General features: G+C 68.1%; 10 protein-coding genes and 1 pseudogene. 6 read left to right on the top strand and 5 right to left on the bottom strand.

The window, feature by feature from the left end; all coding sequences use genetic code 11:
• Positions 1 to 333: 333 nt before the first annotated feature.
• The 3 genes from J7E87_RS02485 to J7E87_RS02475 all read left to right on the top strand — a co-directional run bounded on the left by J7E87_RS02485 (position 334) and on the right by J7E87_RS02475 (position 3,491).
• Positions 334 to 873 carry a DoxX family protein gene (locus J7E87_RS02485; protein ID WP_215089337.1) on the top strand — a complete coding sequence of 180 codons (540 nt, stop codon included), beginning with the start codon at positions 334 to 336 and terminating at the stop codon, positions 871 to 873.
• A gap of 247 nt (positions 874 to 1,120) precedes the next feature.
• Positions 1,121 to 1,687, top strand: coding sequence for a PadR family transcriptional regulator (locus tag J7E87_RS02480; protein ID WP_215089335.1), 567 nt, complete (start codon positions 1,121 to 1,123; stop codon positions 1,685 to 1,687).
• Between the two features lie 79 nt (positions 1,688 to 1,766).
• Complete coding sequence (locus tag J7E87_RS02475) at positions 1,767 to 3,491, top strand: acyl-CoA dehydrogenase family protein (RefSeq protein WP_215089333.1); 1,725 nt, start codon at positions 1,767 to 1,769, stop codon at positions 3,489 to 3,491.
• Positions 3,492 to 3,682: 191 nt separating this feature from the next.
• Here the strand turns inward: J7E87_RS02475 and J7E87_RS02470 are convergent, their stop codons facing one another.
• The 4 genes and pseudogenes from J7E87_RS02470 to J7E87_RS34760 form a co-directional block, all read right to left on the bottom strand.
• Positions 3,683 to 3,892 (bottom strand): hypothetical protein, encoded by a 210-nt coding sequence (locus J7E87_RS02470; protein ID WP_215089331.1) that lies wholly within the window; start codon positions 3,890 to 3,892, stop codon positions 3,683 to 3,685.
• A 255-nt stretch (positions 3,893 to 4,147) separates the two neighbouring features.
• Complete coding sequence (locus tag J7E87_RS36070; RefSeq protein ID WP_215089330.1) at positions 4,148 to 5,836, bottom strand: RICIN domain-containing protein; 1,689 nt, start codon at positions 5,834 to 5,836, stop codon at positions 4,148 to 4,150.
• A gap of 242 nt (positions 5,837 to 6,078) precedes the next feature.
• Complete coding sequence (gene pgm, locus J7E87_RS02455) at positions 6,079 to 7,719, bottom strand: phosphoglucomutase (alpha-D-glucose-1,6-bisphosphate-dependent) (RefSeq protein ID WP_215089328.1); 1,641 nt, start codon at positions 7,717 to 7,719, stop codon at positions 6,079 to 6,081.
• Between the two features lie 453 nt (positions 7,720 to 8,172).
• Positions 8,173 to 8,354: pseudogene (locus tag J7E87_RS34760) on the bottom strand (pentapeptide repeat-containing protein); the annotation flags it as partial.
• Positions 8,355 to 8,951: 597 nt separating this feature from the next.
• Here J7E87_RS34760 and J7E87_RS02450 point away from each other — a divergent pair.
• Entirely contained in the window at positions 8,952 to 9,194 is a 243-nt protein-coding gene (locus J7E87_RS02450) for a hypothetical protein (RefSeq protein ID WP_215089325.1), read from the top strand.
• A 391-nt stretch (positions 9,195 to 9,585) separates the two neighbouring features.
• Positions 9,586 to 9,915, top strand: a complete 330-nt coding sequence (locus J7E87_RS36370; protein ID WP_374195124.1) for a DUF6422 family protein — start codon at positions 9,586 to 9,588, stop codon at positions 9,913 to 9,915.
• Positions 9,916 to 10,733: 818 nt separating this feature from the next.
• On the opposite strand, the gene J7E87_RS02445 is transcribed toward J7E87_RS36370, so the two are convergent.
• A complete protein-coding gene (locus J7E87_RS02445; protein WP_251016863.1) occupies positions 10,734 to 11,711 on the bottom strand; it encodes a cation acetate symporter in 978 nt (325 codons plus the stop codon).
• Here J7E87_RS02445 and J7E87_RS02440 point away from each other — a divergent pair.
• On the top strand, positions 11,710 to 12,357 hold the full coding sequence (locus J7E87_RS02440; protein WP_215089321.1) for a TetR/AcrR family transcriptional regulator: 648 nt from the start codon (positions 11,710 to 11,712) through the stop codon (positions 12,355 to 12,357). The two genes, J7E87_RS02445 and J7E87_RS02440, sit on opposite strands and share 2 nt — an antisense overlap.
• Positions 12,358 to 12,406: the final 49 nt, after the last annotated feature.

The following is a 12,406-nucleotide window of genomic DNA, read 5'->3' as shown; positions in this document are numbered from 1 at the left end:
GCCGGACCGCGCACCCTCCCGCCGGCGGTACAGCCCGAGCCCAGGCGGGGGAGCGCGTCCCCTGCCGGTCGCGCCTGGCCGGGACCGGAGCCGGGTCGAGCCCTGGCTCCGGAGCACAGGTCTTAGCGCCGATATACCGCTGCTCTCTCCGCCGCAGGCACGGTGAGCCCATAATCGCCGCCTCCGTCGGGCGATCTCGAGGGAGGGCCGAATGACCGGCGCGTCCGGTGCCGAGCTGGACACCGAGTAGCTGCTGGGGCGACCGGCCGGATCTCCGGCTACCGTCGACAAGGGGGTCGAAACCTCAGTCCATCTGACTGTTCAGGGGTTCTCATGACTTCCACCTCCAGGACGCCCACTCATTCCGCTACCGTCCGCGACGCCCCCTCCCCACATGCCTACGACGTCGGGCTTTTGCTGCTGCGCCTCGTGCTCGGCCTGACGATGGCCGTACACGGCACACAGAAGTTGTTCGGCTGGTTCGGCGGCCCAGGCATCCACCGCACCGGGCAGGGCTTCGAACTGAGCGGCTATCCACACGGCGAGGCCATGGCCCTCCTGGCCGGTCTCAGCGAGACCCTTGGCGGCCTTGGTCTTGCCCTCGGCCTGCTCACACCACTGGCCGGCGCCGCGATCGTGGGAGTCATGATCAATGCAATCGCCGTGGGGTGGGGCAGCTTCTTCGCCCCCGAGGGTATCGAGTACGAAGTACTGATTTTGGCCGCCGCCGCGACGCTCACCCTCACCGGCCCCGGCCGCTACGCCCTCGACCACTACATTCCGGTGCTGCGCGCGCACCGGCTGGTCTACGGCGTCGTCGCGCTTGTGCTGGCAGTGGTGGCGGCCGCCGTCGTCCTGCTGATCCGCGGCTGATCCGCGCCTCATCCGCGGCTGAAAGGGCGCCCCAGCCTGTCGCGGGGCTCGGGCCGTTTGCAGCCGGGACCGCCGCCGTACCAGCAGCGGCGGTACTCGACCCACGCTTCGGCGCAGCCTCGGCGTCTTTTCTCCTCAGATCCACTCGGACGCGGTGAGCGAGGGGCCCCGCCGTCCCGGGGTGAGCCGTGTCTCACCCCGGCACTGCCGCTTGTCTATGCAACGAGTTGCATAGAAGGATCGGGGTATGGCGCTCGAACACGCGATCCTCGTCTCTCTGCTGGAGAAGCCGGGCTCCGGCTATGAGCTGGCCCGGCGGTTCGAGCGGTCCATCGGTTACTTCTGGACCGCCACGCACCAGCAGATCTACCGCGTTCTCAAGCGCATGGAGAGTGACGGCCTGCTCGGCGTCCGCGAGGTGCCGCAGCAGGGCCGGCCGGACAAGAAGGAGTACTCCGTCGCCGGCCTCGGCCGGGCCGCTCTCTCTCAGTGGCTGCACGAGCCGATCGAATCCGAGAGCGTCCGGCACGACCTCGCCGTGAAGATCCGCGGCGCGGCCTTCGACGACCCTTCCGCGCTGATCCACGAAGTCGAGCGGCACCGCCAGGTGCACAGCGACCGGCTTGCGCACTATCTCGCCGGGGAACTGTGTGACTTCACCGGGCCCGAGGCCTCCGCACCGCCCGACGCCGGTCAGGAACTGCAGCATGTCGTGCTGCGCGGCGGCATCGCGTACGAGCGGATGACGATCGCCTGGCTCGACGACGTACTCGCCACCGTCCACCGGCTCGGCGCGTCACGCCCGCGCACCTGAACTGCCCCGCCTTTTCCATCAGCAATCAGCAACCAGCAACCGCAACCTTCACCTCTCAGCACCTCGGAAGGCGAACCTCATGGCCGACCCCCTGCTGTTCAACCCGCGCACGTACGACCCGGCGCACTTCGACCCCGAGACCCGCAGGCTCCTGCGCGCCACTGTCGACTGGTTCGAGGACCGCGGCAAGCGCAAGCTGATCGAGGACTACCGCTCCCGCACCTGGCTGGCGGACTTCCTCGCGTTCTCCGCCAAGGAAGGACTGTTCGCGACCTTCCTCACCCCGGCCTCGGCCGCCACCGACGGACAGGACGAAAAGCGCTGGGACACCGGCCGGATCGCCGCGCTCAACGAGATCTTCGGGTTCTACGGCCTCGACTACTGGTACGCGTGGCAGGTGACCATCCTTGGTCTCGGCCCGGTCTGGCAGAGCGACAACACCGCTGCTCGCACCCGCGCGGCTGAACTCCTCTCCCAGGGCGAGGTGTTCGCCTTCGGCCTGTCCGAGAGGACCCACGGCGCAGACATCTACTCCACCGACATGCTGCTGGAGCCCGATGGCAACGGTGGCTTCCGGGCAAGCGGCTCGAAGTACTACATCGGCAACGGCAACGCCGCCGGGCTCGTCTCCGTCTTCGGCCGCCGCACCGACATCGAGGGCCCGGACGGTTACGTCTTCTTCGCCGCCGACAGCCGCCACCCGGCGTACCACCTCGTGAAGAACGTCGTCGACTCCTCCAAGTACGTCAGCGAGTTCCGGCTCGACGACTACCCGGTCGGCCCCGACGACGTACTGCACACCGGCCGCGCCGCCTTCGACGCCGCCCTCAACACCGTCAACGTCGGCAAGTTCAACCTCTGCACCGCCTCGATAGGCATCTGCGAGCACGCGATGTACGAGGCCGTCACCCACGCGCACAACCGCATCCTCTACGGCCGCCCCGTCACCGCCTTCCCGCACGTGCGCCGCGAGCTGGCCGACGCATACGTCCGTCTCGTCGGCATGAAGCTGTTCAGCGACCGCGCCGTCGACTACTTCCGCTCAGCCGGCCCCGACGACCGCCGCTACCTGCTGTTCAACCCGATGACGAAGATGAAGGTGACCACGGAGGGCGAGAAGGTCATCGACCTGATGTGGGACGTCATCGCCGCCAAGGGCTTCGAGAAGGACACCTACTTCGCCCAGGCCGCCGTCGAGATTCGGGGGCTGCCCAAGCTCGAGGGCACGGTCCACGTCAACCTCGCGCTGATCCTCAAGTTCATGCGCAACCACCTGCTGCACCCCGCCGATTACGCGGCTGTGCCGACCCGCCTCGACGCGGCCGACGACGCGTTCCTCTTCCGGCAGGGGCCGGCCCGGGGCCTTGGCTCCGTACGCTTCCACGACTGGCGCACCGCCTACGACGCGTACGCCGAAGTGCCGAACGTCGCCCGGCTCCGGGAGCAGGCCGACGCTCTGTGCGAGTTCGTCACCACCGCCGCTCCCGACGAGGAGCAGAGCCGCGACCTGGATCTTCTTCTCTCTGTCGGCCAGCTGTTCGCGCTGGTGGTGCACGGACAGCTGATCCTGGAGCAGGCCCGCCTGACGGGCCTGGACGAGGACGTGCTCGACGAGCTGTTCTCCGTCCTCGTACGCGACTTCTCCGCGCACGCCGTCGAGCTGCACGGCAAGGACTCCGCCACCGCGGAACAGCAGCGTTGGGCGCTCGGCGCGGTCCGGCGTCCCGTTGTCGACGAAGCGCGTTCGGCGCGCGTCTGGGAGCGTGTCGAGGCACTGTCCGGGGCGTACGAGATGGCGCCGTAACAACGCGGCCACTGGGGCCGTCGACAGTCGGCGATCACGTTCCAGGGGAGCAGTACCCCGCCTGCCATGGCCCACCGCGCGGCTGCCGCGCGGTGGGCCGTGCTGCCGCCCGGCACCGCAGGGCTCGGGGTCCGCGTCCGCGCCCCGTGCGGCTGGAGGTCGCCGCCTCACCCGGAGCGCGCACCCGCGGGCTACTGCGCGGCCCAGGCCCAGTGCTCGTCAGCGGCCGGCTGTCGGCCACCGAGCCGAGGCAGATGTCCCAACCCGAAGGCGATCAGGCAACCCAGCATGGTGTCGGTCATCCGGGCGCCCGGGGCGCCGGTGGCGCCGCTGACACCGGCGAGGGCCGGCACGATGGACATGAGCGCGGCGGTCAGGAACGCGAAGTGTCGTGCCGCCACAGGTATGAGGGCCCCACCCGGCGCCGCGGCTGCCACCGGTCCCGCGGCCCCCGCGTCCGTCTATGGCTGCTGAAGCCAGTCCCTGTAGTGCGTGGGGGCAAGATCGGCGTCCGCCGGTGCGGTCAGCACGTCTCCGGTGACCACGGCGAACGTGCCCGCCTGGTCGTCGGTGACCACGCGGCGGCCGTCGGGGCGTGCGGCGCCACCGCTCGGCAGCGTTTGAGCTCGAAACGGCCGCAGCCGTTCCTGCAACTCCTAGTCCTTCGGCGACGCGCCGGCGGTCCAGTGCTGGTCGCTGTCTCCGTCGGTGGGGTCGAAGTCGAGCAGACTGCCCTCAGAGCTTCTTTGGGGTTCAACGGCGAAGTCGGGCGCGATCTGTGAGTGTATTACCCCTGACCCATCGACGGTGAAGAGCAGATTCAGGCCGTTCCTGCCGTTGACGGAGGAGCAGGACCAGATGCCCACGCCGCGATCGGTGTCGCCTCGCGAGTCCAGGCAGTAGTCGGGATCTGCGCTGCTGCGCAGAAGGCCGATGAAGTCCAGACTCCACTGCTGGGTCGGGGCGCCGTTGCAGCGCGCGGTGAAGACGTCGGTACGGTTCTCCATCACTCCGTTCACGATGTCCAGGCACAGTCCGGAACCCGCGTTGACGACCTGGGTGAAGCCGCCGCCCGGGACGATCGGCACCGGCCGGGGCGGGGCGCTCTTCGAGGGAGTGGGCGCCGGGCGCTCGGGGGCGGGAGCCGAGGTGGTGGGGCTCGGCGAGGGCGAAGGCTTCTTCGACGGCTCCGGGGTGGGGCTCGGCGACGGGGAGGGAGAAGACACGGCCGAGGTGGGCCAGGCCGGCCGGAGCGGGGGCTCCTCCGCGTGGTCGCGTACCGGACGGGAGTCCTCGGAGGCGGCCGCCAGAAGAGTGCCGGCGACGACGGCGGCCGCGACAGCGACCGCGACGAGGAGGACGGGCGGGGACAGCCGCCTTGCGCCCCCTTGCGGCATCACGTCGCTCTGCATCAGCTTCGCGGAGTCAGTGAACGGCGCCATACCGGCCGTTGACCGGTCGAGCTGGGCCGGTACGACGTCGAGCAGGCCGCGTCGTACGGGGCCGCGAGCCGCATAGGCCGCGCCGCCCCACCCGAGCAGGCCCTCGGCAAACACGGCTCGCGGGTCGTCCGCCATCCGCGTCAGCTCGTCGACCAGCGTGGTGCAGCTGGGGCATTCGACCAGATGGAGCGTCAGATCCTCGCTGCGGCGCCCGTCCCCCGGCTTCGCAGCCGCCTCGATGATGCGTCGGAACCCCAGACACTTCCGGTCCCCGCAAAGCTCCAGATACGCCCGCACATAGGCCTGGCGCATGGCGTGGCGCGCCTTGTCCCGCAGCTCGGGAACGGAATTCGCTTCGGCGCCGAGGAAGCCGGCCACCGTGGCATCCGGCTCCTCGTCCACCAGCGCGTACCAGAGGACGCCCCGCATCAGCTCAGGCAGCTGGTAGAAGCCGGTGAGCATGGCGGACGACTCCTCGAACCGAAGGCGTCGGGACTCCGGAAGACCCGGTGGCGTGAAGTCGGCAAGGTCATCGGTCCATGCGACGAAGTCGGGTTGGAGCCGGTCCCCTCGGCCGCTGTCGGCCCAGGTGAGGCCTACCCGCTGAACAAGCATCAGCAAATGGTGACGCCAGTTGCCCCGCGGCTGGATGCCCCGGCACGCCTCCTGGGCAGCGAGATCGAACGTCTGGATGGCCAGCTGGTTCCCCGCGACCTGGTTGCGTCCGCAGAGCCGGGCATAGGTGAGGACAGCGGACAGATGACGGCGCTTCAGTTCCTGGACGGCGGGATAGGCGCGCGGGGCACCGGCGCGAATGCGTTCGGTGAGCTCCGCGTCCGACAGGGCGCTGTAGACCTGTACGTTGCCCGCGGAATCCGGACCGCCGTAGTGGAGCTCTGGCACCCTCTTGACTCCTCACTACGGCGCGACCGACCCACCTGCCCAGGCGGAAACACGCCAGCGTGTTACCAGCAGGAAACAAGAGCCCATAGTGAACCAGTGGGATCTGCAGGGAAAGGTGTTTCCGCAGGTAACTCGTGGCCGAAAGCCACCCCGTGTGCGGAACAGCCTTGGCGGCCGATGATGCCCGCTTGAGGCGTCGCTGCAGAGGAACACCGCGGCCCTGCCATTTTCGAGGGGAGCGGTCAGGTGTTCAATGCCGCCGCCACGACGGACCGGGCCTCCTCCTGCACGCGCGTCAGATGGTCCGGTCCCAGAAAGGACTCGGCGTACACCTTGTAGACGTCCTCGGTACCCGAAGGGCGCGCGGCGAACCAGGCGTTGGTGGTGATCACCTTGATGCCACCGATGGCCGCCCCGTTGCCCGGAGCCTGTGTGAGCACGGCGGTGATCGGTTCCCCGGCAAGGGTGTCGGCCGTCACCTGGTCGGGAGAGAGCCGGCTCAGTACGGCCTTCTCCTCGCGGGTCGCGGGAGCGTCGACACGGGCGTAGGCCGGCTCGCCGAACCGGGCGGTGAGCGACGCGTAGTGCTCGCTCGGCGTCCGCTCCGTCACGGCCAGGATCTCGGACGCGAGCAGGGCCAGGATGATGCCGTCCTTGTCGGTGGTCCACGCCGAGCCGTCACGGCGTAGGAAGGAGGCCCCGGCGGACTCCTCACCGCCGAAGCCGAGGGTGCCGTCGGCCAGCCCGTCCACGAACCACTTGAAACCGACTGGCACTTCCATCAGCTCCCGGCCGAGGTCGGCCGCCACCCGGTCGATCATGCTCGACGACACCAGTGTCTTGCCGATGCCGATGTCGTCCGGCCACTGTTCGCGGTGGCTGTAGAGATAGGCGATGGCGGCGGCGAGATAGTGGTTGGGGTTCATCAGTCCGTCGTCCGGGGTGACGACGCCGTGCCGGTCGGCGTCGGCGTCGTTGCCGGTGGCGATCTGGAAGCGGTCGCGGCCCTCGATCAGCGACGCCATCGCATACGGCGAGGAGCAGTCCATCCGGATCTTGCCGTCCCAGTCCAGGGTCATGAACCGCCAGGTGGGATCGACGAGCGGATTGACGACGGTCAGATCGAGGCGATGCTCGTCCGCGATGCGGCCCCAGTACGCGACGGACGCGCCCCCCAGCGGATCGGCGCCGATGCGCACACCCGCGGCGCGGACCGCGTCCAGGTCGAGTACGGAAGGCAGATCTCGCACATAGGCGCCGAGGAAGTCGTACCGTCCGGTGGCCGGCGCGGCCAGCGCCTTGGCGTAGTGCAGCCGCCGTACGTCCTTCAGACCGCCCGTGATGATCTCGTTGGCGCGCTCCTGGATCCAGCCGGTCGCCTTTGAACCGGCAGGCCCGCCGTTCGGCGGGTTGTACTTGAAGCCGCCGTCGGACGGGGGATTGTGCGAGGGCGTGACGACCACGCCGTCGGCCCGGCCGGAGGTGCGCCCGCGGTTGTGGGCGAGGATGGCATGGGACACGGCCGGGGTGGGGGTGTAGCCGTCGGCGGAGTCGATGAGCACGGTGACGCCGTTCGCCGCGAAGACCTCCACAGCGGTCACCCGGGCGGGTTCGGACAGCGCATGGGTGTCGGCGCCGAGGAACAGCGGGCCGTCGGTCCCCTGCTGGGCTCGGTACTCGCAGATCGCCTGGCTGGTCGCGGCGATGTGGTCCTCGTTGAAGGCGGCGGCGAGGGAGGAACCCCGGTGTCCCGACGTGCCGAAGGCGACACGCTGGGCGGGTTCGGCCGGATCGGGGTGCAAGGCGTAGTACGCGGTCACCAGCCGAGGCGTATCGATGAGGTCTTCGGGCCGCGCCGGCTGTCCCGCGTGCTCGTTCGGCATTCGTCCAGTCCTCCGCGTCGGTCGGGCGCGATCAGTGCACGAGTCATGCTCGCTTGTCGGTCGCGTCTCCTCCGGTTGCCCCTCCGCACGGACATGCCGAGGGACGTTCCAGTCGGGCATGCCCAGCGTGGGCCCGGCCACCCGCATAGCGTGGCGACTCTCCGAAAGTTGGCCGATGCGCTGCTGGCCTCCACGTTCATCTTGGGTGGTTTTCACGTATGACGTCACCCGACGGCCGTGGCTCCGATGGCCGAGCCGATGGCCTGTCCGTCGCGGCACGTATCCCGGCCCTGCCCGAGGGCCCCAGTCCTCGTTCGGCCGACACCACGGGTTCCGCCCCACCGTGGCGACGCGCATGTCGAATGTGGCCACCCGTGCTGTGACACGCGCCCAGTGACGACACCCCTATCGATCGCGCACAGTGCGCTGTCCGACCACCTTGGCCTGGTTGGTTCACCGTTTGATGCGGCTGCGTATGGCCAGGACAGCGAGTCCGAGCAGGACCGGTTCGGTGATGCGGGAGCCCATCTCGGTGTAGGTGCCTGTGGTGGTGAGGTCCTGGCCGGAGGAGCGGAAGACAACCGAGTTGATGACGACCCTCAGGACGCCTTCTCGAACCGCTCGGTCGTCATGCGTTCAGGCAGCGGATCGCTGGGGCGAACTTTGCGCTGACAAACAAGGCGTTACCCGTGAACCTCACCCCGACGAACCCGGGTGTTGCCGGAGAATATCGTGTTGCCGAACCAGCCGTCGTCCGAGAATGTCACACCACGGAATCCGGCTCTGCGGTGGAATATGACGCCGTCGAACCCAACGCGGCTTGCGAACGTTGCGCTGCCGAACCGGGCAGGGCATCGCACGTGAATGTTGCGGCGCCGAACGAAGTGTGGTCAGCGAATTCTGTGCTGCCGAACCAAGCGTCATCGGAGAAAGTTGAACGGTCGAACAAGGCATGGGCGCAGAGGCGCCCGGCACGGCGGTCACAGTCCGCTCGCGGATCCGGAGTTCTTCAGCAACTCCGACATCCGCGGCTACTGCGAGAACGGCCGCGGCCTGTTCCTGAGCTCGGTCCGGTCCATCAGTGTGGCGCACGCTGCGAATGCGCGTTCGTCGCGCGAAACTGAAGCTGGTAAGTGGGCGACGGCGTGACGTACTCAAGCGGTGGTACGGCGTCGATGGCTATGACTGCCCCTCGAGGCGGTACCAGCGATTCTCTGACCAAGGAGGCGGTCATGACGGAGCAACGCAAGAGCAGCGACACCATCCCGGAGGAGTTTGGCGGACTGATCGTGGAATTTCGCGGTCTACTCGAGAAGTACCCCCATGCGGTCCGGCACTTCTCGCTCGCATACCACCCCGCGGGTCATGGAGAGGATTTGGGTACAACCATGACGGTGGGGATCTCTCAGCCGGTCTTCGAATGCTCAGAAATCGAACCCGGATTCGTTGTGTGCGAGCGCGTCGACGAGCAGTGACCGCGCAGGAATGAGCCGGATCCACCGAAACAGAGGGGCTCGTAACGCGCGGATGCTCTGGAACAGGGAGTGATGTGGCCAGTAGGGGCCATGTCGATCCGCAAGAAGGACGACCGCAGGGTGCAATTCTTCCGCGCCTTCCCGGATCTGCGCTTGCCGCGGTGAACCGAATTCGGTGGCGTTTACCGCGTTGACGCCGGTGCTACACGCCAGGTCCGTCACCCGGGCCGCTTCCCGCCTGAACACACCACCGCCCTCTCCATGCTCGACCGGCTCCTCTACCCGCGCCCATCTCACCGCCGACGGGCAGAGTTATGGCATCCCCAAAGCCCGAACCACCGCCACCGGCGCAGGAAGGGGCCGCCAAGCCCCGCATCGATCGACAGGAGCCATGATGTCCTATTTGCCCGACGGTCTCAGTGACGAGCATGTGCGAGCCCTCAGAGAGGCGGCGCGGCTGGTCAGTCAGGCACGAGGTACAGCTGCCGACATGCTCGCCCGGTCCGGAATCGACCCAGGTCCCGCGTCACATGGGTCCTTGGAATTCTGCACCGGGGTGGAATCGCCCGGCCCTCCGATCCGAACCTGCGGATGTCCGGGATTCCGTGGCGACTCCGACTTCTGCTTCAGCCAGTACCAGGACTTCACGGGGCCGGACATCGGCGCAGGTGCGATCATCCGCGTCTGCGGGCACTCGCGGGAGGACCACGAGGCGATCTGACGACGCCCGATCGACTTCCGGCATCGCGACGCCGCCTCGGCGGCCCCCCGCGAACGTTCCGTAGGTAACGGTACTCACGGAACTTGAGGGTCCGGGGGAATCCGCACAGTAACCGGCGCTCCAGCTCCCTGAGCGACTCCTCGGTCGACCCTCTCGAGGTGCAGTTTCGCGTCGCGTTTGTCGGTGCCGACGGGCAGAGTGAGCGTCGCGTACGAGCAGCCTTCGTCCCTCGGCTCCGGCGCGGTGCCGACGAGGCTGTGGGTGCGGTGGTTGGCCGATGCACACCGGGCTCCCAACGAGAGGAATGGGCCAGCGGTAGTTGAACCGGGGCCTAAAAGAGGGTGTCGAACGCGAACCCGCTCACCAGCCAGCGGTGGGATTCGGGCGAGGCAGGTTGGGACAAAGAGCGCGTTGTGTGCTCGTAGTCTGGCGAGCGGTTGCCCGCAGCAAGAGGGCCTCCAACCCGCGCAGTTGCAGGTCAGAGGCCCTCGATCACCGCTAGAAGAATCCCAGCTTCTTCGGCGAGTACGACACCAGCAGGTTCTTCGTCTGCTGGTGGCACAGGACTTGCACGGTGCTTACCGGCGGAAACGATGGTGCCGATGCTCCGGGGTGGATGAGGCGGTCCGGAAATGGCCCGGATCCTGGAATCCAGTGGCATCGCGAACTCACACAGGCCCTCTGCCGCTGATGGTCGCCTTCCGCCCGCACCAGCTCGTTTCACCATCGAGTCGGATTGCCTTCTGCCCGTTGTCGGAACGCAGACCCGGCGCCGGTGGGGGAGTTCAGGGGTCAGCCGCCTCTCAGCGGGAGCCCCATCAACGTGCCCGCTTCGATCGGTCGGGCGGCGCTCCTGCAGCCGGCTCGTTCTCCGGGACCGATCCGGCTCCGGCGAGGATACGAACCTCAAACTCGGTGAACTCCGCCCCGTCCGCCTCGCTCGGGTCGAGGAGCGATCCCAGCCAGCCCAGCAGGAAGCCGAGAGGGATCGAGACCACTGCGGGGTTGCCGAGTGGGAAGAATGCGAAGTCCGCGTCCGGCAACAGCGCGATCGGATCTCCCGAGAGGGCAGGGGAGAGCAGCACCAGCCCCACCGACGCGAACAGCCCCCCGTAGATGCTCCAGAGCGCCCCTCTCGTAGTGAAGCCCTTCCAGTACATGCTGTAGAGGAGCGCGGGCAGGACCGCGGACCCCGCGACGGCGAAGGCGAGACCCACCATGAACGAGATGTTCAGGCTCTGGGCGTACATGGACAGCACTGTCCCAACGAGACAGATGAGCAGCACCGAGCCCTTGGCGACCAGGAGTTCACTCTTCTCCGACGCCTTGCCGTTCCTGAACCCGACTTGGTAGAGGTCGTGCGCCAGCGCGGTCGAGGCGGCCAGGACGATCCCGGCGACCACGGCCAGGACCGTGGTGAAGGCGACACTGGAGATGAGTGTGAGGAGGAACGCGCCCCCCAGGAACTCGGCCAGGAGCAGAGTGGCCGAATTCCCCGAGGCCGCAGAACCGCCAACTGCAGGCTCAGCGAGTCGAGTTTGCTGACGCTGTCGTCGCCGTAGCGCACACCGGGCTGGAGGAAGGCATCCCCCAGGCCGCTGTTGTCCGCCGCCCGGTTCAGCAGGCCCGCGGGATTCCAGCTGAACTCCCACATGACACCTGGGCCTCGCCCAGGCCGTCAGGATCCTGCCCGATCGGATCTGGCGGACCCTGCGACCGGACCAGGTGTTCTGACCTGGGATGATTCCTCTGAACCGCTGTGCTTGGCCGGTCGGCTGATCTAGAGTCGGGCGCATGACAGAGGCATCGGCCCGTGAGCGCGGCATGCGGTCCCACGACGCGATTCTCGACACCGCAACTGAGCTGATGTCCCAGCACGGTTACGCCGCCACGTCCATATCGATGATCTCGGCCGCCTGTGGACTCCCCGCCAGTTCCCTCTACTGGCACTTCGGAAGCAAGGACGGCATCTACGTGGCGGTGCTCGAACGCGCAAGAACCGCCTTGCTGGCGGCCCTGCCTCCGGTCGACGTACCCGGTGCGGATGCAGGGCACAGGCTGGACACCTTTCTCGGATCGGTCGGGGAGAGCTTCCAACGCCACCCGCACAGCCTGAAGCTGCTGCTCGCGGTCGGCATGTTGCGGCAGGACGCCAGTACGGCCGCCCTGGCCGAGCTGCGCCACTACCGCGACGCGCTGTTGGAGTGGGCCCAGGATTCCCTGAGCGTCGTCTTCGACCTGGGCGGTCGCCCCGAGGTGTCGGACGAACTCGCCCGCTTCACCCTCAGAACGGCGAGCGGAACCGCCGTGGCCCGTTGGTTCGAGCCCGCCACTTCCCTGGAGATCGAGCCGCTGCGCGTCGCGTTGCTTGCCCTGGCGGCCCACCACGGCGTTCCCGTGGGGAGTTCCCGCTCGGCGGGACGCGCCCCGGATGTGTCCTGAAGCGCTGCCGTGCGGCGGTGGTGGGCCTGCCCGCGGAGCGCCGGGGCAG

The organism is Streptomyces sp. ISL-1 (assembly GCF_018614585.1).
Lineage (GTDB): Bacteria > Actinomycetota > Actinomycetes > Streptomycetales > Streptomycetaceae > Streptomyces > Streptomyces maoxianensis.
This window is presented reverse-complemented; position numbering and strand designations above follow the sequence as displayed.